Below are 18,105 nucleotides of genomic sequence, written 5' to 3'. Positions count from 1 at the left end.
GTGGGTGGTCGACGGCGTTCCGGCCGGTCTCGCCGAGGGGGACGGCCGTCTCGTCGAGAGCAGTGACGACGTGTCCTCCGCCCCCGTCACGGCCCGAATCCGCCGTCGTCTGCGGCGGACACCGGCCGAAACCGTACGGGATAATGCGCACATGCGGATTTCGGCCAGGGCGGACTATGCCATACGTGCCGCACTGCAGCTCGCCGCGTCGCAGGATGGCGGCCCCCTGAAGGCCGAGGCCATCGCCGACGCGCAGGATATCCCGCACAAATTCCTCGAAAGCATTCTGAACGACATGCGCCGGGGCGGTCTCGTCCTCAGCCGGCGCGGCGGCAACGGCGGCTACCGGCTGGCCAAGCCCGCCGAGTCCATCAGCATCGCCGATGTCATCCGCGTCGTGGACGGACCGCTGGTCTCGGTGCGCGGTGTCCGCCCTCCGGAGCTGTCCTACACCGGCCCCGCCGAGTCGTTGCTGCCCCTGTGGATCGCCCTGCGCTCCAATGTGCGCGAGATCCTCGAGGGCGTGTCGCTCGCCGATGTCGCATCGGCCCGGCTGCCCGCCCGTGTGTCCGCGTTGACCAGCACCCCGGACGCCTGGACCAACCCCTGACGTGCCAGCGCCGGGCCGTTCACGGCCGGTCCCACGGAGGCGTCATGGCCGTGTCGCGTGTACGGGTGCCTTCTTGGGGTGGTCGTGGGATGAGCCCTGGGGTGGACGCCCGCCTTCTGTCGTCGTCCCTGGCAACCAGGCAGGAGAACCGCTGATCCCTCTGCCGTCCGGGCGCCCCCTGGTGGTGGATCCGTGGTGGTCGCCGCGTCCCGGGGCGTCCGCCGGTGCCGTGTGTCAGCGGAATGACAGCGGGATGCCAGCGGAAGACGTGCCGAACGGTGAGCGGGGGCCGGTGCAATGGTCCCGTACCCCACACGGCGGAGGCCGTCAAAGGCCCGTCGGCCACGACGGTCCGCCCCGATTCACCGGGAGGCATCATGAACAAGGACCTGAGCACCCTCGCGGACGAGATCCTCGAGCTCGAGGCCGAGACCTTCGAGATCTCCGACTACTCGGACGCCAGCGAGGTCGTGCTGGCCGGCTGCACCAGCACCAGCTCCACCTCGACCTCCAGCTCCACCTGCAGCACCACCTCCTGCTCCGCCTGACCCGACCGTCCGGCGCGGCAGTGCCCGGCCGGCTCCCCCTCCCTCAGGAGGCGGGCGCCGGCCGGGCCTTTGCCATGCCCTGAACCGGCCGACGCGGAAGAACGCCCCGTAGTACATCGCACTCCGCGAGGCCGGACGCGATCCGTACTGTGCAGGGGAGGGACGTACTGGTCGTCACCCGTCGACAGGCGTGGGCAATGCCGGTGGTGGCGCTCCATGCCGTCACTGCCCTCGCGGGAGACGGTCGGCGTCATCCGCGCGTGGCGGGTTTCAGGCATGAGCGGGCCGATTATTGGAAGCACGCCTGGTTCGGATCGCTCATCGTGAATGCGTGACTTCGATCCAGGAAACGGCAGATTTTCGCGGCGTCGCCGACCCGCCCGGGCACTGGCGCCGGATGCGCGTGTGGGCCACCGCGCACGCAGTCGACGACTTCTACCAGGGCCTCGTACCCGCCGCCGTCCCCTACTTCGTGCTGGAGCGGCACTTCACCTACGTCGAGGCATCGGGGCTCGCTCTGGCCGCGACGCTGGGCAGTGCGCTGCCCCAGGTGCCGATCGGCCTGCTGGCCGACCGGTACCGGCTGCGGTGGATGGCGCCGCTCGGCGTCGGCCTGGCGGGCGTCGGGGCGGGCCTGTCCGGGCTCGCGCCCACCTATCCGCTGGTGTTCGCGCTGCTGCTGCTCGCCGGTTTCGGCATCGCGATGTTCCATCCGCCCGCCGGACGGGACGCCCGCCGCGCGGCCGGGGGCAGCGCCACGGCGATGAGCTACTTCGCCGCCGGCGGCAGAGTCGGCTTCTTCATCGGCCCGGCGCTGGTGACGCCGGCCCTGGACAACCTCGGGATCGGCGCGACCGCACTGTTCATCCCGCCGGCCGTGCTCATGGGCTTCGTTCTGCTGCGCCACCATGAGCGGGCCTCGAGCGCCGCGGCGAAGCAGGTCCGGTCTCACGGCAAGGACCGAGTCGGGTTGTTCGCCACCCTGACCGGCGTCGAGGTCGTGCGGTCCACGATCTCGACCGGGCTGAACACGTTCGTCTCGCTGTACTGGATCCGGCACCTGGGAGCGAGCAGCGCGCTCGGCGGTCTGGCGCTGACCCTCGAACTGGGCGGCGGTGTGCTCGGCACCCTGCTGGGCGGGCGGATCGCCGACCGTGTCGGGATGGTCCGCACCGTGCGGATCGGGAACGCCGCGATGCTGCCCGCTCTGTGGCTCTTCCTGGCCTGCGGGGACAAGTACGCCGCGCTGCCCCTGGTCCTGCTCGTCGGCGTGATCTCGAGCCTGCCGTTCGCCGTGCTCGTCAAACTCGGCCAGGACTATCTGCCCAGCCGGCCCGGCACCGCGGCCGGTGTCACTCTCGGGCTCGCGCTCAGCGCCGGCGGGCTGTTCATGCCGCCGCTGGGTCTCGTCGCCGACCACTACGGTCCGCGGGGCGCACTCGTCGTCCTCGCGTCCGTCACGGTGATCGCGATCGTGGTGTCCATGGCCCTGCGCGAACCGGCCAGTGCCCCGGAACCGCCCAAGTCCCCGACAGCCACGGCAGCTTGACCGGTTCCTCGGCGATCGGGTACGGCAGACCGGCAGCCGGTGAGCACTGCCGGTCATGTCCGCCGCAGTCCGCGACTCCCGCGCACCGGCAAGCCCCTCTGTCCCGCATGACCGCCTGCCTGAACTGCCGCACGATGACGCACATCCGCCATGAGCCGGTCGCTCCGACGTGCACCCAGCGGCTGGCGTCCGGCGGCACGATCGACGCCCACCGGCACGACGACCACCAGATCGTCTACGCCGGCCGGGGCGTCCTGGTCGTCACCACCGGCGCGGGCTCCTGGGTCGCCCCGGGCAATCGCGCCATCTGGGTACCGGCCGGCACCGTCCACGCCCACCAGGCCCACGGGGAACTCGACCTGCACCTGGTGGGCCTGCCCGCGACCGACAACCCGCTCGGGCTGGACACCCCGACCGTGCTCGCCGTGAGCCCGCTGCTGCGTGAGCTGATCATCGCCTACACCCACGCTCCCGACGACGACAGCCCCGAGCGCGCCCGGTTGCGCGCGGTGCTGCTCGACCAGCTGCGCGCCTCCCCTCAGCAGCCGCTGCACCTGCCCACACCTGCCTCGCCCCCGCTGCGGGCGCTGTACGAGATCCTGCGAGCCGATCCGGCCGACAAACGCACCCTCGCCGAGCTGGGCCGCCAGGTCGGCGCGAGCGACCGCACGCTGTCCCGGCTCTTCCGCAGCGAGCTCGGCATGACCTTCCCCCAGTGGCGCACCCAACTGCGGCTCCAGCACGCACTGGTCCTCCTGGCGGAGAAGGAATCGGTGACCGCGGTGGCACACCGGTGCGGCTGGTCCTCGGCCAGTGCCTTCATCGACGTCTTCCGGCGCACCTTCGGCCATACACCGGGCTCCCACCCGGCCGATTGACCGGTTTGCGGTGCACTGACGGAACAGGTGCACTAACGGAACACAGGTGCCATCACGCTTTGCACTCGCAGAAATGAGTAGTTCCAAGAGACCGGAGTACCCCACCGGACTGCGTCCGGTTTGTCTCTGTTCTTCGTTCTCACCACCTCCCGCAGAACGGCTTTCGTACGCCGTGTGAAGAAAAACCGTGGAATCCCAGTCCGGCCAATCAGGCGGCCTTTGGGTCGATTTCGTTCCGGGTGAGGACGATGTCGAGACGGCGGGCCCGGTAGAAGATCAAAAGCCACGCGGAAGGAAGCTGGAGCGAGAGCAGGGCGAGGCTCGCCATGAAAAATGCCTCGTCGACCGGCGCGTCCGAGCCGGAGGCCCATGAGGCGACGCCGGCGCAGAGCAGCAGCACACCGAGATAGGCGCCCCCGTCGACCAGCGGGACCCGCCATAGCGGCATCGGGTCGGTGAGGCGGCGGATCAGAGTGAGGGTGAGAACGGCTGCCGCTGCGAAGACCAGCTGCCACGGGTTCTTGATCCAGAACGATGTCCAGGAGCCGAGGTTTCCCGCCCATGCGGACCAGAAGAGGTTGACCGCAGCTCCGGTCAGCCAGGACCCGATGGTGACGGTCAGCGCATAGGAGGCGGCACTTCGCCAGGTGACGGTCATGTCAAGCTCCCCGTGGTGAACGGCGGGCCCCGGGCAGGGGCTCGCCCTCTGCGGCCAGTCTCCTCTCCGTCCCGGAGGAGCGGGGAGGCGGGGTCGACAGAAAGGCGATCGTGACGTGCAGGCAACTCGCCGACTTTCAAGGTGAGTTGATCTATCGTTTCCTCCGACAGGCGAGCACGACCCGCGTCCCGAGCGGCTGCGGGACCGGCTCGAGGGCGTGATCCCGCAGTTCAGAACAGGCGCGCCAGGGCTTGAGCTGCCAGGTGAGTTCGGGCCCTGGCCGGTCCGGCCTCCACGACCGCTCATGCTCATCCTGACGCCGTCAAGATGCTTGTCGGTCAGGACATCATGGAGGTTCCGGCGAAAGTCGCGCCGAGCAGGAGCAGGCCCGGCGCGGTCGTTGCCGGCCTTCACCGTGACCGCGACGCTGTCGAGTAACTGATCAACACCGGCTGGAGGACTGGCGTGACATCGCCGCACGCCGAGCCCAGGGGCCTGCGCGCCACCTCGCCGACCTCGAACTCCGCGCTTCGATGATCTGGGCGGAGATCTCCTGCAAACAGCCGTTTGATCCTGCGTCACACAGCTCCTGGCGCCCTCTCGGACACGTCCGCTCGGCACGGATGACGACGGGTGGCTTTTACCTGTAACGATGCTTTCTGGCCAGCTATTTGATGAACTATCAGTGTCTGAAACCTGTCCCTCAGGGATTTCACAGCATTCCTCTTGACCCGCCATCTACGCCGGTAGAAACTCACCACTGCTGCAAGACCGAATGTTTTCGCGCAGAAAGCCTTCACACGTGCTCCGTCCTGCCCATACCAGGGGAGGGCAGGGTCCTGTGTGAGCCACCGCCCCCACCAGGGGCAGCCACGGCAACAGGACACTGCGTCCCAAAGGTGCCGGGTGGGCCGGTCCGGCAGGTGTTCGACCGTCAACGGGGGAACTTCGGTGCGTTTTCAGTTGCTCGGCCCGCTCAGCATCACCGACGGGCGTGACGTGGTCGTCCTGCCACCGTCCAAACCGACGTCGTTGCTGGCGGCCCTGCTGGTCCGCCCCGGCGAGGTGGTCTCGACCGACCGTCTCCTGCAGGCCGTCTGGGGGGAGAAGCAGCCGGCGACGGCGAAGGCGGCTCTGCAGAGCTGCGTCCTGCGGTTGCGCCGTCTCTTCGCGAAGTACGACATCGAGGAGCAGGCGGTGGTCGCGGTCGCCGGGGGCTACCGTCTCCCGGCCGACGCCGACACCCTGGACCTGCTGCACTTCCGCCGTCTGGTGTCCGAGGCGGCCGGGGCCGGAGAGTCCGAACTCCCCCTGCTGCGCGCGGCACTCGACCTGTGGCAGGGGCCGCTTCTCACCAACGTCCCCTCCGAGCTCCTGCACCGCGACGAGGTGCCCCGGCTGGTCGAGGAGCGTCTGCGCGTGCTGGAACGTATCTGCGAGATCCAGCTGGCCCAAGGACGATGTCGCGAGGTCCTGGTGGACCTCTGGGAGGCCACCCGGACCCATCCCCAGCACGAAGGATTCGCCGCCCAGTTGATGCGGGCGCTCTACCGGACGGGACGGCAGATCGAGGCGCTGGCCGAGTACCGGAGGATCAGAACCTACCTGCGGGAGGAGCTCGGCGTCGACCCGGGCGCGGAGCTGCAACGTCTGGAACTGGCCATCCTGCGCGGCGACGAACCCCGTGGCCCGGTCCTCGAGACCACGTCGCTCGCACCGGCACCGCAGGCACCGCACAGGGCACCCGCGGCGGACGGCACCCCGGCCGACGACGGCGCGGGGCGGCACGAGCGCACAGCGCCGGCCGGAGCCGCTCCGGCCGGCGGTACCCATCCGTCCCCGGATCCGGCCCGCCCTCCGGGACCCCGGCTGCCCCGCGTCCCCGGCTTCACCGGGCGCACCCGCGAGACCGCCGACCTGGTGAGCCGCCTGGAGAGCGGCAGCCGGGAGGACGGGCGGGCGGACACCGCCCCGGTGATCGCGGTGATCTCCGGAGGCCCCGGGATGGGCAAGACCGCGCTGGCCCTGCACGCCGCGCGGCTGGTGGCGGACCGGTATCCCGCGGGCGGTGTGCTGCTGCCGCTGACCAGGGCCGACGGTACGCCACGCCCCCTCGACGAGGCTGCCGCCGAGCTGCGCTCCGCGCTCCCCTCCGGCGCTTCCCGCGGAGCGTGCCTGGTGATCCTCGACGACGTCGTGCACCCGGACCAGGTGCGCGGACTGCTCGGCCTGACCGGCTGCGGCGCCGTCGTCGTCACCAGCCGTATGGGACTGGCCGCCCTGGTCGCCACGCACGGCCCCGCGGTGCTGCAACTGGGCGCCCTGTCGCCGCAGGAGTCCCACGCGCTGCTCACCTCCGTCCTGGGGCAGGAGCGGGTGGCGGCCGAGGACACGGCCGCACGTGCCCTCGCGGATCTGTGCGGGCACGTTCCGCTGGCCCTGCGGATCGTCGCGGCCCGGCTGCTGACCCGGCCGAAGCTGCGCCTGGCGGACTACGCCGCGTGGCTGCGACGGGACCTGCCCGCCCGGCTGGCCCTGCCCGACGACCCCCGGATGTCCGTGCCCCTGGCCCTCGACGGAGCCCTGGACCGGCTGCCCGCCCCGCTGGCCGACGCACATCTGCGCCTGGCGCGGCTGGACGGGCGGATCACCGTACCGGAGGCGGCCGCCGCCCTCCGGGTCCCCGAAGCACAGGCCGAGGAGGTGCTCGAGCGGCTTCTCGACTCCGGGCTCCTCGACGAGGAGCATCCCGGGACCCTCCGTATGAACCCCCTGTTCCGCGCCCACGCCCTTCACAGGGCAGCCCGGACCGACGACTTCCCGCAGGCCGTCGTCACCGGGGCCCGGCGCGCACTTCCCTCCGGAGCCACTTGAGACCCCACACCCGAACCACCTGAGACCACCCCCGAATCGCTGTCAGCCCGGCGCCGCCACGCGGAGCACGGCCCGGCCGACCCCAACCACGACCACCGCACACCACAAGCACCACACATCACGAACCCCCTGAATCCCCGAACCCCCACCAACGTCCCCAAGCACCCCAACCGCCAGCACTCCCCACCACCCGCACTCCCCCACCACCCGCACTCCCCCGTCACGACCACTCCCCCGCCACGACCACTCCCCCGCCACCCCCACCACGAACGCCCCCCTGGCCCAAACACTCCCCAGCCCGAACACCCCACCCCTTTCCCCCGTTCAGATCCCTCGTCCAGATCCCCCGTTCAGATTCCCCCGTTCAGACCCGAGCGGCCGACAGGCCCCGACCCGGAGGTGTGATCCCCGCATGCCCACGACGCCGTACGAGGAGACCGCGGACACCCGGCCCCGGGTGCGCCGTGACGTGCTGTACACCGAGACGCCGGGCGGCGTGATCTTCCACAACGCCGACGGGGGCTTCCAGCTCAAGTCCCCGTCCGCCTACCGGTTCGCCACCCTCCTCGTCCCGCACCTGGACGGGAGCCGGACCGTGGCGGAGATCTGCGCGGGCTTCAAGGAGCCGCAGAAGGCGATGGTGGGCAGCCTGGTCAAGGCGCTCTACGCCCGTGGGTTCGCCCGGCCGGTGCCGGACCCCACGGAGGGAGCGGGCGCGTCCGTGGAGCCGGCGGTCGCCGCCCGCTTCGGGCAGCAGATCGCGTACATCGACCACTACGTCGACGGCGCCGAGAGCAGGTTCGCCGCGTTCCGTGGCACCCGCGTCGCCGTGCTCGGCGACGGCCAGGTCGCCCGCTGGTGCGCGCTCTCCCTGATCCGCAACGGCTGCGCCTCCGTCGGCGTGGAGGCCGCTCTGGCCGAAGGCCCGGCCACCGCCGCGGACTTCGCCGCGCTCCGGGCCGAGGCGGCGGAGCTCACCGCACAAGGCAGCCCGGCCGAGGTGGCGGTGCTGCCCGGTGCCGGGTCCGGTTCGGCGGGCGACTGGAGCGCGTACGAGGGGTACGACGTGGTGGTCGCCGCCTGTGGCCGCGACGCGTTCCGGACCGCGGTCTCCCTGCTCGGCCAGGGTGTTCCGGAGGGCCGTTTCCTGCTGCCCGCCTGGACCTTCGGCAACCGGGCGGTGGTCGGACCGGTCAGCGCCCCGGACGGCGACGGCTGCCTGGCCTGTGCGGCGCTGCGGCTCGGTGCGACGGGGGACGACGCGGCGGTCGCGGCCGAGCTGTGGAGCGGTCTGGCCCTGGGCGGTGCGTCCGGGCCCGGGCCGCGCGGCCCGCTCGCCGCGATGCTCGGCAATCTGCTCGGCTACGAGGTGTTCCGGCTGATCACCAAGGCGCTGCCGGCCGAGACCCGGGGGCAGGTGCTGCTCCAGGACATGGCCTCCTTCGACGTGCTGGCGGAGCGGCTGCTGCCCCATCCGCGCTGCCCGTTCTGCCGGGCCGGGTCCGCCGCCTCCGGATCCACTGCCTCCGGGTCCACCGCCTCCGGGTTTGTCGCCCCCGAGCCCGTCGACCTTTCCGCGGCCCCCGAGCGGCCCGCCTACCACCCGGCCGTCTCCGCCGCCCCGGACGACGCCGCGACCGAGGGGCCGCTCGCCGCGCTCGACCGCCGCGCTGTCGCGCTCCGGCCGTCCGTCGGGGTCTTCACCCGGTACGCGGACGAACCGGTCACCCAGACCCCGCTGAAGGTCGGCGCCGTGGAGGTCGGGCTGGGCGCGGCCGGTACCCGGACCGTCGTCGCGTTCGACGTCCATCACACCGCGGGCGCCCGGCTGCGGGCCCTCAACGCCGCCGCCGAGATCTACGCCGAGTACGTGGTGCCCGCGTCCCCGGCCCCGGACGGCGTCCTTCGCGCGGACCGCTCGGGCACGCCGCCGAAGGTGGACCCGGACGCACTGACCACGGCCACCGGTGCCGGGGGCGATCCGGTCGCCTCCTGGGCCCTGGCCACGTCGCTGCTGACCAAGGAGCCGGTCCTGGTGCCGGCCGGTGCCGTACGGCCCTTCGGGCCGGACAACCAGGACCGCCGGTTCGAGCCGTCCCGCGCCGGGGCCGGCGCGGGCGACGGTCTGCCGGAGGCCACGGCGGCCGGTCTGCTGTCCGCGCTCGCCCATGACGCGTTGCAGCGGTCCGTACGTGGGGCCGGGCGGACCGCGGTGATCCCCCGGGCCGTGTTTGACGACGATCCCGAGGCCACCTTCCTGCTGCGTTCCGCCGGGCATCTGGAGCTGGACGTCGAGCTGCTCGACCTCGGGGAGGCGGAGCGCACCGGGGTGTCCGTGGTGCTGGCCAGGACCCGGCCGGCGGGGTCGGGCGGGCCGTGCCGCTGGGCCGTCGGCGCCGCCCTGGACCGGACGGCCGCGGCCACCGACGCCCTGCGCGACCTGCTCGGCACGGTCCAGCTCGCCGCGGAGGGCGTGCTGGGCGACCCCGACACCGGTGACCCGCTGCTGGCCGACCTGGACGCCGCCCTGATACCGGTCACGGCGCAGGAGGAGGACGAGGCCTCCTCCGGCCGGCCCGCGGTGACCTGGACGGACGTCCTGGAGCGTCTGGCCGCCGCGGGACGGGACGCCCTCGTCGTGCCCACGCACGCCGCCGACCTGCCCGCCGCCGGAATCCACACCGTCCGGGTCCTGCTCACCAAGGCGGCCGGCGATGACCGCTGATCTCGTCGAGGCCGCCGTCGGCGGGGCCGAGGAGCCGCGGCGCGAGGCGTGCCGTCTCTTCGCGGAGGAGCTCCGCCGTGCCCTGGCGGAGCTGCCGTCCGCGCCGGGCCGTGAGGTCCCCGGCGTCACGGTCTTCGCCCTCGGTGTGCGGGACGCCTTCACCGCCCCCGCTCCTGCCTCCGCCCCCGCCCCTGCCTCCATCCCCGCCCGTGGATCCGCCCCTGCCTCCGCCTCCGTCGAGGGTGCCTCGCAGGACACGCTCCCCGTGCACCTGTACGGCCGGCAGGTGATGGTCGGCCCCTGGCCCGCGCGGGGGCGGGCCGGCTGCGGCACGTGTCTGCGGCGCCGCTGGCAGGCGGTGCGCTCGGTCGCCCTGCGGGAGGGCCTCGAACTGCGCGGCGGCACCCGGGAGGCGGGGCCCTGGCCCTACCGGGTGCTGTTCGCCGCCCAGGCCGTCGCCGCGCTGATCGCCCGGCTCGCCGCGGCTCCCCCGGACGCCGGGCGGCCGTTCCCCGACGTGTGGCTGGTGGACCTGGAGCAGCTGACGGTCCGTCACCATCCGCTGGTGCCCGAGCCGGACTGCCCCGACTGCGGCACCCCGCGGCCGATGACCGCCGAGTCGGCCGCTCTCGTCCTGCGGCCCGCGCCCAAGTACCGGCCGGGTGCCGGCAGGGTCCGGCCGCTGGAGGCGTACGGCCTTCCGGTGGACGCGTTCGCCAACCCCCACTGGGGTGCCGTCGGGCCGTCGGTGGTGTGCGACGTCACCTCGCCGACCACCTCGGCCACCGTGGGCTGCTTCTCCAGCCGCTCCGGCGAGTATCTGCGGGAGACGTTCTGGGGCGGTCACGCCGATTCGTACCGTGCCAGCACCCTGATCGGTCTGCTGGAGGGGCTCGAGCGCTTCGCCGGGATGCGTGCCCGGGGCCGCTCCCTCACCCTGACCGCCTCCCTGAACGACCTCGGGCCGGACGCCGTCGACCCGCGTGAGACCGGCCTGTACACGGACGACTTCCACCGGGCCAACCCCTGGGTGCCGCCGTTCACCCCGGACCGTCCGATTCCCTGGGTGTGGGGCTGGTCGCTGCGGGACGCGCGTCCCCGGCCCGTCCCGGAGGTCCTCGCCTACTACCACAAGCCCGGGATCGAGCACCGGTTCGTCCAGGAGAGCTCCAACGGCTGCGCCTCCGGGGGCAGTCTGGAGGAGGCCGTGCTCGGCGGCCTGATGGAGGTCCTGGAACGGGACGCCTTCCTGCTCGCCTGGCACGGGATGCAGCCGCTGCCCGAGATCGACCCGATGACCAGCGCGGATCCGCACACCCGGGTCATGGTGGAGCGGCTGGCCATGTACGGGTACCGGGCCCGGTTCTTCGACACCCGGATCACCTTCCCCGTGCCCGTGGTCACCGCGGTCGCCGAGCGGTTCGACGGCGGTCTGGCCCGGATGTGCTTCGGGGCGGGGGCCGCCCTCGACCCCGAGGCCGCGCTCGCCGCGGCCCTGTGCGAGATCGCCACCGACTCGGTGCAGCTTCTGCAGCGGTTCCGGCGCAACGAGGCCGCATACCGCGCCATGGCCGAGGACTTCGAGAAGATCACCAGCCTGCACGACCACCCGCTGGTCTACGCGGTGCCGGAGATGGGCCGCCACGCCGACTTCCTGCTCCGCCGGCCCTCGCCCCCCGAGCCGGTGAGCGTGGCCGATCTGCGCTGGGACCGTGCGGACGGCTCCGGTCCGGACGTACGGGACGATCTGCTCGCCGCGGTGGACGCCGTGACCTCCGCCGGGTTCGACGTGGTCGTCGTCGACCAGACCGCGCCCGAGCAGCGCGCGCTCGGTCTGCACACCGTGAAGGTGCTGGTGCCCGGGCTGCTTCCGCTCGACTTCGGCTGGACGCGGCAGCGTGCCCGGCACATGCCCCGGATGCGCACCGCGCTGCGCGAGGCGGGCCTGCGGCAGAACGACCTGACCGAGGCCGACCTCAACCCCGGCCCGCATCCGTTCCCATGACCGACCACCCGTGACGACCACCCATGACGACCACCCATGACCAGTCACCCATGACCAGTCACCCATGACCGGCCGCCCATGACCGCCCGTCAGCCCGTGCGCGCGTTCCCGGCGCGGGCGCGCCGCAGGCCGAGCCGGCCGAAGACCGGGACAACCACAGACCGAGAACAACCGAAGACCGAGGAACCGAGGACCGAGGAAAGGGGGATCGTGTGGGGTACGCCCATGAGTACGCGCATGCCGTCCTGCACCGCGGCCGTGTCCCGATGGAGCCCACCGACCACGTCGTGAACTGGGCCGACGGCCCGCGCAAGGGCAAGTACTACCCGAACGCCGAGGCGTTCGCCCTGCCCGGCACCGAGGACCTCGCCGATGTCCCCATGGCGCCGGGCCTGCTGCCCGGCGCCGCCGGGGAGCGGGCCGCCGACGGCCCGGCCGGGTTCAGCCTTCCGCTGCTGGCGGCGATGCTCAAGGACTCCTACGGGCTGACCGGGCGCCGTCTCGGCATCCAGGCCAACACCGACCTGCCCGGGCTGCCGTTCTACACCCATGCGAACTGGTCGCGGGGCACGGCGGGCGGCGGCGGGCTCTACCCGGTGAGCATCCACTGGGCGTCCGGCCCCTCCGGCCCCCTCACCCCGGGGCTCCACTACTACGACGTCCACCGGCACGCCCTGCAGCGGCTGCTGGCCGGCGACGTCACGGACCGGGTCCGCGACGCGCTGGGCCCGGACGCGCCCTCCGAGGCCCTCGACACCGACCAGTACCTGCTCCTCGGCATCAAGTACTGGCAGAACTCCTTCAAGTACAACAGCTTCTCGTTCCACGTGGTCTGCACCGACCTCGGCACCCTGGTGCAGACCTGGCGGATCTGGGCCGCCGCCCGGGGCCTGCGGATCTCCCCCGTGCTGTGGTTCGACGAGCCCCGGCTGAACGAGCTGCTCGGTGTGACGGGCGAGGAGGAGACCGTGTTCGCCGTCGTGCCGCTGCACTGGGACACGCCGGCGCCCGGCCGGGACACCGGCCGCCAGGACCCCCCGCGCACGGACCCGCGTCACCGGCCCGCCGTCCGGCACCGGGACGTCGAACGCTCCCGCACCCTGCTGGAGTTCGCCGCACTGCGCGCCATGCACCAGGCGACCCTGGAGGGTGCCACGAACCGGCCCGCCCCCGGTGCACTGGCGGCCGCCGCGGCCCTCCCCTTCGACACCGACGACGACGCCGACAGCGCCGACAGCGACGCCCATGACGACACCGGCGGCGGCACCGGCAAGGGCACCGGTGTCCGGATGGCCCTGCCCGCGCCGGTCCTCCCGGACACCGGTGTCCGCCGGGCCCTGCGCGACCGCCGCTCCAGCTTCGGCAGGTTCGACGCCCGGCGCCGGCTCGACAGCGCACACCTGTCGGCGGTCCTGGCGGCCTGCGCCGAGACCCGGCTGGCCGGTGACACCGATCCCTCCGGCGAGCTCCGGCTCACCCGGCTGTACGCCTTCGTCAACCATGTGGAGGGCGTGGAGCAGGGGGCGTACGCCTACGACCCCGACCGCGGCGAGCTGCGGCTGGTCACCGCCGGCCCGCAGGGCTCGTTCCTTCAGCGGAACTACTTCCTGGCCAACTACAACCTGGAGCAGGCCGGCGCGGTCCTGGTGCCCACCGTGCGGACCACCGCCGTCCTGGACGCCCTCGGCGACCGCGGCTACCGGCTCGCGCTGGGCACCGTCGGGGCCGTCTCGCAGAGCTTCTATCTGGCGGCCTCCGCCCTGGGCCTGGGCGCCGGTGTGGCGCTGGGCTTCGACAACGTCTCGTTCGTCGAGCGGCTCGGGCTGGAGGACTGCGACGAGGCCCCGCTGCTGATCATGGCCCTCGGTCACGAGCGGCCCGATCCCGCCGACTTCCGCCACGAGATCGCCTGACCACGAGACCGCCCGACGCCGCGAAGGATCCCCCATGACACCCACAGAGTCCGGCGCCACGGCCACCGGCCCGGGCGCCCTCACGGACACCGGGGCGGACACCGGCGCCGCCACGGAGCCCGGCCCCGCCCCGGAGCCCGGCATCGCTTCGGAGTCCGGCACTCGCTGGGAGCCCGGCAGGCGCTTCGTGCTCCGTGTGGCCGGTCTGCCCGTCGAGACCGTGCACGGCCTGCGCTGCCCCGGCACCCGCCGCTGGGCCGACGCCGTACTGGAGGAGGAGGAACGCCTGACGGCCGCCGGAGCGGCCCTCAGCGATCCGCTGCACGCCCTGGTCAAGTCGACCACCGGCCCCGACGAGAAGTCCGGCGACACCGCCGTGCGCCGTGCCCTGCTCACTCTGCGGCGGCAGGTCTTCAACAACCGGCTGCCGGCCGACCCCGAGGCCGCCGTCCGCCTGGTGACGGAGCTGGACCCGGACACCGGCCGGCGCGTCGCCCAGTGGCTGCGGGACCGGGCCCGTCTGGAAGAGCTCCGGGCCGGGGGAGCGGACCTGCTCGCCGGTGAACTCGCGGAAAGCCGCCGTGCGTTGCGCGAGGCACTGGCCGACGACCGGCTGCGCCGCGGCCTGCTGCTCGCCTCGCCCGCCCTCGACGGCCGGCTGGACACCTATCTGCGCGACACCAGCCCGCGGCCGGGCAACCGGCTGCGCAAGATCGAGCGTTCCGCGCTGACCTATCTGTACCGCACGGCCTGCAAGACCAGCCCCTTCAGCACCTTCACCGGCATCGGCCTCGGCACCTTCGCGGGCGACCCGGAGGACGACGGGGCCGCGTTGCGCACCGGCGAGGACTGGGTGAGCCATGTACGGCTCAACGTGGTGGTGCTCGCCCGGCTGACCGAACTGATCATGGCCGATCCCGGGCGGCGCCAGGACCTGCCGGTGGTCCTCTCCCCGGGCTGGGGACGCGACGCCGACCGCATCCGCTACGTACGCCATGTGACGACCGCGGGCGACGACAGCGCCGCCGTCACCTTCGACGCGGTCCGCGACCGGCTGTTCTTCCTGCGCAGCAGCGGCACCCTGGAACGGCTCCTGGAATGGCTCGGCGGCCACGACACCCCTGTGCGCCACCGGGATTTGGTGGACTGGCTGCACGGCGAGCACGGCGCCGGGCGCGAGGAGTGCGAGCGGTACGCGTCGGCCCTGATGGACCTCGGCATGGTGCAGGTGCCGGTGCTCCGCACGGACGTGCACAGCCGCGACCCGCTGCGCTCCTACCAGGACGCCCTGCGCTCCCTGGGGGTGCCGTGGGCCGACCGGCTGGCCCGTCTGCTGGACGGCCCGGCCGACTGCCTCGCCCGCTACCCCGGGGCCGGTGTCGCCGAACGCCGCACCCTGCTGCGCACCCTGCGCGGTCAACTCCTCGACGTCCAGCGGGACCTGGGGGCGACCGAGCCGACCCTTCCGCAGACCCTGGTGTACGAGGACGTCAGCACGGGCGACGACCTGGTCTGCGGTCCCGCCGTGCTGGGCGGGGAGACCGGCCGGGCCCTGCGGGCCGTGGAGGGCATCCTGCCGCTGTTCGACCTGACGCTCCCCCAGCGCATCACCCTGCTCGGCTTCTTCATCGCCCGCTACGGCCGGGGCGGACGCTGCGACGACCTGCTCGGTCTGATCCACGACTTCCACGAGGACTTCTTCGACCAGTACATCTCCTTCACCTCCAAGCGGGCCTCCTTCGACGACGACGGCACCTATCGGCCGGAGGAGAACTGGCTCGGACAGAGCGAGATGAAGGCCCTCGACCGGGCCCGCATCCGCTTCCACGAGGGCATGAAGGCCCTGTGGCGGCAGTACGGCGAGACGGGTGGGGCCACCGGGGCCGACGGGGCCGAGGAGATCGAGCTGCCGGAGGAGCTGCTGGCCGAAACCGCCGGGGAACTCGCGCCGCTCGTCGGCCACTTCGTCCCGCAGAGCCACCATGTGCAGCTGTCCCGGCCCCCCGGCGGCCGGCCTCTGGTCGTCCTCAACAAGTCCTACGGCGGACTGGCCTTCCCGTTCAGCCGGTTCACCCACCTCTACGACGGCACCGGGCCGGCCGCGGACCCGGCGGCACCCGGTCTCAGCGACGCCCTGCGCGAGGAGATGGCGGCCCGCCGGCCGGACGGAGCCGTGTTCGCGGAGGTCACCGGAGGGCCGGTCAGCAGCAATCTGAACCTGCACGGCCGGCTGACCGACCACCAGATCGTCTGCCCGGGCGAGACCAGCTCCGTGCCCGAAGAGGCCCGGATCCACCTCGACGACCTCTATGTCGTGCACGACGAGCGGGCCGGCCGCCTGGTGCTCCGCTCCCGCCGCCTCGACCGTGAGGTCGTGCCGGTCTACTTCGGTTATCTCGTGCCGATCGCGCTCCCCGAGATCCCGCGCACCCTGCTCCTCCTCTCCCCCAGCACCATGGCCCCCTTCGACGTGTGGGCGGGGGTGCCCGAGGGCGAGGCCGTGAACGGGGTCACCCGCAGGCCCCGGGTCCGGTGCGGAAACGTGGTGGTCAGCCGCCGCAGCTGGACCATGGACGCAAAGGCCCTGCCGGTCCACCGCCCCGGGGCCGGGGAGGAGGAGCTCTACCTGGAGTGGCAGCGGCTGCGGCGCGCCCACGGCCTGCCCGACCGCTGCTTCGCCACGGTCTTCCACCCCGACCAGGGCCCGATCGGGGCCAAGCCCGTCCACGTCGACTTCGACAGCCCGCTCTGTCTGGCCGCGTTCGACGCCCTGGTGGAGCGCAGACCGGGCACCCGGGTGACCTTCCGGGAGATGCTCCCCGCCGAGGACGGGCTCCACCTCACCTCCCGGCGCGGCCGGCATGTGGCCGAGCTCGCCGTGGAGACCTTCACCACCCGCCCCCTGCCGCCGTCCGGACCGGAGGTTGCACCCTCATGCCCGAACTGACCGAACCCGCGTCCTTCCGGCCGGCCCCCGAGGGCGCCCCGCCCTCGCCCTGGCTGGCGCTGCACATCTTCTACGCCGCCAACCCCCAGCCGCTGCTGGTCCACTGCGTCCGCCCGCTGGTCGACGGGCTCACCGAGGACGGACTGCTGTCCGGCTACTTCTTCATCAACTACTGGCTGGAGGGGCCGCATGTGAGGCTGCGTCTGCGCCCGAGCGGTCCCGACGCCGAGCCCGAGGTGCGCCGCCGCGCCGAGGAGGCGATCAGCGCCTTCCTCAAGGCCCGTCCCGCCCTCTACGAGGTGGACTCGGGCTTCCTCAAGGACTTCTACAACGCCCTGTTCGACATCGAGTTCCCCGGCGAGGACCGCACCAGGTACATGGGCCCGGACGGCCGGATGAACCTCCGGCCGAACAACTCCTTCTCCTACGAGGTCTACGCCCCCGAGTACGCCAAGTACGGCGGACCGGCCGGAGTGGAGCTCGCCGAGTGGCACTTCCGGCACTCCAGCGACCTGGTCCTGGAGGCGTACCGGAGCATGAACCTGCATCTGCGGACGGTGCTGCTGGGCACCTCCGCCCAGCTGATGATGGTGATGGCGAGCTGCTTCCTTCCCGAGGAGGAGCGGCTCGCGGACTACCTGGACGCCTACTACGCCTTCTGGCACCGGCTGTTCCCCGGGACCGGCTTCATCGGCTCCACCGAGTACGAACAGGCCTACACGCGCATGGCGCCCTCCCTCGGCGCCCGGTTCGCCCAGCTCAGACATGCCGTGTCGAGCGGCGACCTGAGCCGGCTGCCGGCGTTCCTGCGCCGCTGGGCCGAGCACTGCCTGGAGCTGCGCGCGAAGGTGGTGGACCTCACCGAGCGCGGTGAACTCGCCTTCCCCGCCTGGGACGGCCCGGCCCGCGAGGACAGCGGCCAGGAGCGCCCCGAGGATCCCGACGCGGCTCCCCTGGTGACCGTCACCCATGTGCCGGCGGTGCTGCCCCGTCTGCTGTCACCCTATATGCACATGACCAACAACCGGCTGCATGTGACGATCCGGGACGAGGCGTATCTGGCCTTCCTCCTGGGCCGGGTCCTGCGCGAGCCGGCCGGCGGACGGCAGGGCGCCTCATGAGCACGACCGACCACTCCGCCACCGGCCGGTCCGCCTCCGACCGGCCCGCTTCCGGCCGCCCCGTCGCGGACCGGTCCGCGGCAGACCACTCCGCCATCGGCCGTCCCTCCACGGACCGGTCCGCGGCAGACCACTCCGCCATCGGCCGTCCCTCCCCGGACCGTTCCGCCACCGACCGGTCCACCACCGGCCGGTCCACCGCGGACCACTCCGCGGCCGACCGGTCCGCCGCGGACCGTTCCGCCGCCGTCCGCGCCTACCGGCCCGCCCTGCGCCC

At 72.7% G+C, this 18,105-nt stretch carries 11 protein-coding genes; 10 read left to right on the top strand and 1 reads right to left on the bottom strand.

Annotated features, from left to right (window positions below):
• Nucleotides 1-151 precede the first annotated feature (151 nt).
• From ABD224_RS12845 to ABD224_RS12830, 4 genes are all read left to right on the top strand, one after another.
• Nucleotides 152-610 (top strand): RrF2 family transcriptional regulator, encoded by a 459-nt coding sequence (locus tag ABD224_RS12845; RefSeq protein WP_344049617.1) that lies wholly within the window; start codon nt 152-154, stop codon nt 608-610.
• 377 nt (nt 611-987) lie between these two features.
• A complete protein-coding gene (locus tag ABD224_RS12840) occupies nt 988-1,158 on the top strand; it encodes a thiazolylpeptide-type bacteriocin (RefSeq protein ID WP_031128743.1) in 171 nt (56 codons plus the stop codon).
• Between the two features lie 397 nt (nt 1,159-1,555).
• A complete protein-coding gene (locus ABD224_RS12835) occupies nt 1,556-2,707 on the top strand; it encodes an MFS transporter (RefSeq protein ID WP_425580971.1) in 1,152 nt (383 codons plus the stop codon).
• 134 nt (nt 2,708-2,841) lie between these two features.
• Complete coding sequence (locus tag ABD224_RS12830; RefSeq protein WP_344049678.1) at nt 2,842-3,585, top strand: AraC family transcriptional regulator; 744 nt, start codon at nt 2,842-2,844, stop codon at nt 3,583-3,585.
• Between the two features lie 208 nt (nt 3,586-3,793).
• Here the strand turns inward: ABD224_RS12830 and ABD224_RS12825 are convergent, their stop codons facing one another.
• Nucleotides 3,794-4,243: a hypothetical protein gene (locus ABD224_RS12825; RefSeq protein WP_344049615.1), complete on the bottom strand. Its 450-nt coding sequence runs from the start codon at nt 4,241-4,243 to the stop codon at nt 3,794-3,796.
• A gap of 951 nt (nt 4,244-5,194) precedes the next feature.
• Here ABD224_RS12825 and ABD224_RS12820 point away from each other — a divergent pair.
• From ABD224_RS12820 to ABD224_RS12795, 6 genes are all read left to right on the top strand, one after another.
• On the top strand, nt 5,195-7,117 hold the full coding sequence (locus ABD224_RS12820) for an AfsR/SARP family transcriptional regulator (RefSeq protein WP_344049614.1): 1,923 nt from the start codon (nt 5,195-5,197) through the stop codon (nt 7,115-7,117).
• 412 nt (nt 7,118-7,529) lie between these two features.
• Nucleotides 7,530-9,842, top strand: a complete 2,313-nt coding sequence (locus ABD224_RS12815) for a TOMM precursor leader peptide-binding protein (protein WP_344049613.1) — start codon at nt 7,530-7,532, stop codon at nt 9,840-9,842.
• Nucleotides 9,832-11,847, top strand: coding sequence for a TOMM precursor leader peptide-binding protein (locus ABD224_RS12810; RefSeq protein ID WP_344049612.1), 2,016 nt, complete (start codon nt 9,832-9,834; stop codon nt 11,845-11,847). The genes ABD224_RS12815 and ABD224_RS12810 overlap by 11 nt, the downstream gene beginning before the upstream one ends.
• A gap of 212 nt (nt 11,848-12,059) precedes the next feature.
• Nucleotides 12,060-13,760, top strand: coding sequence for a nitroreductase family protein (locus ABD224_RS12805; protein WP_344049611.1), 1,701 nt, complete (start codon nt 12,060-12,062; stop codon nt 13,758-13,760).
• A gap of 34 nt (nt 13,761-13,794) precedes the next feature.
• Complete coding sequence (locus tag ABD224_RS12800; RefSeq protein ID WP_344049609.1) at nt 13,795-16,707, top strand: lantibiotic dehydratase; 2,913 nt, start codon at nt 13,795-13,797, stop codon at nt 16,705-16,707.
• Nucleotides 16,695-17,828, top strand: a complete 1,134-nt coding sequence (locus ABD224_RS12795; RefSeq protein ID WP_344049608.1) for a lantibiotic dehydratase C-terminal domain-containing protein — start codon at nt 16,695-16,697, stop codon at nt 17,826-17,828. Before ABD224_RS12800 ends, ABD224_RS12795 begins: the two co-directional genes overlap by 13 nt.
• The last annotated feature ends 277 nt before the right edge of the window (nt 17,829-18,105 follow it).

It is taken from the genome of Streptomyces thermoalcalitolerans, assembly GCF_039525155.1.
Classification (GTDB): domain Bacteria; phylum Actinomycetota; class Actinomycetes; order Streptomycetales; family Streptomycetaceae; genus Streptomyces; species Streptomyces thermovulgaris.
The sequence above is the reverse complement of the archived record's forward strand: the minus strand, read 5'-3'. Positions and strand labels throughout refer to the sequence as shown.

What these genes read in the sequence shown, in the direction of transcription:
- ABD224_RS12845 (WP_344049617.1), top strand. Translation starts at nt 152, where the DNA reads ATGCGGATTTCGGCCAGGGCGGACTATGCCATACGTGCCGCACTGCAG.
- ABD224_RS12840 (WP_031128743.1), top strand. Translation starts at nt 988, where the DNA reads ATGAACAAGGACCTGAGCACCCTCGCGGACGAGATCCTCGAGCTCGAG.
- ABD224_RS12835 (WP_425580971.1), top strand. Translation starts at nt 1,556, where the DNA reads ATGCGCGTGTGGGCCACCGCGCACGCAGTCGACGACTTCTACCAGGGC.
- ABD224_RS12830 (WP_344049678.1), top strand. Translation starts at nt 2,842, where the DNA reads ATGACGCACATCCGCCATGAGCCGGTCGCTCCGACGTGCACCCAGCGG.
- ABD224_RS12825 (WP_344049615.1), bottom strand. Translation starts at nt 4,243, where the DNA reads ATGACCGTCACCTGGCGAAGTGCCGCCTCCTATGCGCTGACCGTCACC.
- ABD224_RS12815 (WP_344049613.1), top strand. Translation starts at nt 7,530, where the DNA reads ATGCCCACGACGCCGTACGAGGAGACCGCGGACACCCGGCCCCGGGTG.
- ABD224_RS12810 (WP_344049612.1), top strand. Translation starts at nt 9,832, where the DNA reads ATGACCGCTGATCTCGTCGAGGCCGCCGTCGGCGGGGCCGAGGAGCCG.
- ABD224_RS12800 (WP_344049609.1), top strand. Translation starts at nt 13,795, where the DNA reads ATGACACCCACAGAGTCCGGCGCCACGGCCACCGGCCCGGGCGCCCTC.
- ABD224_RS12795 (WP_344049608.1), top strand. Translation starts at nt 16,695, where the DNA reads ATGCCCGAACTGACCGAACCCGCGTCCTTCCGGCCGGCCCCCGAGGGC.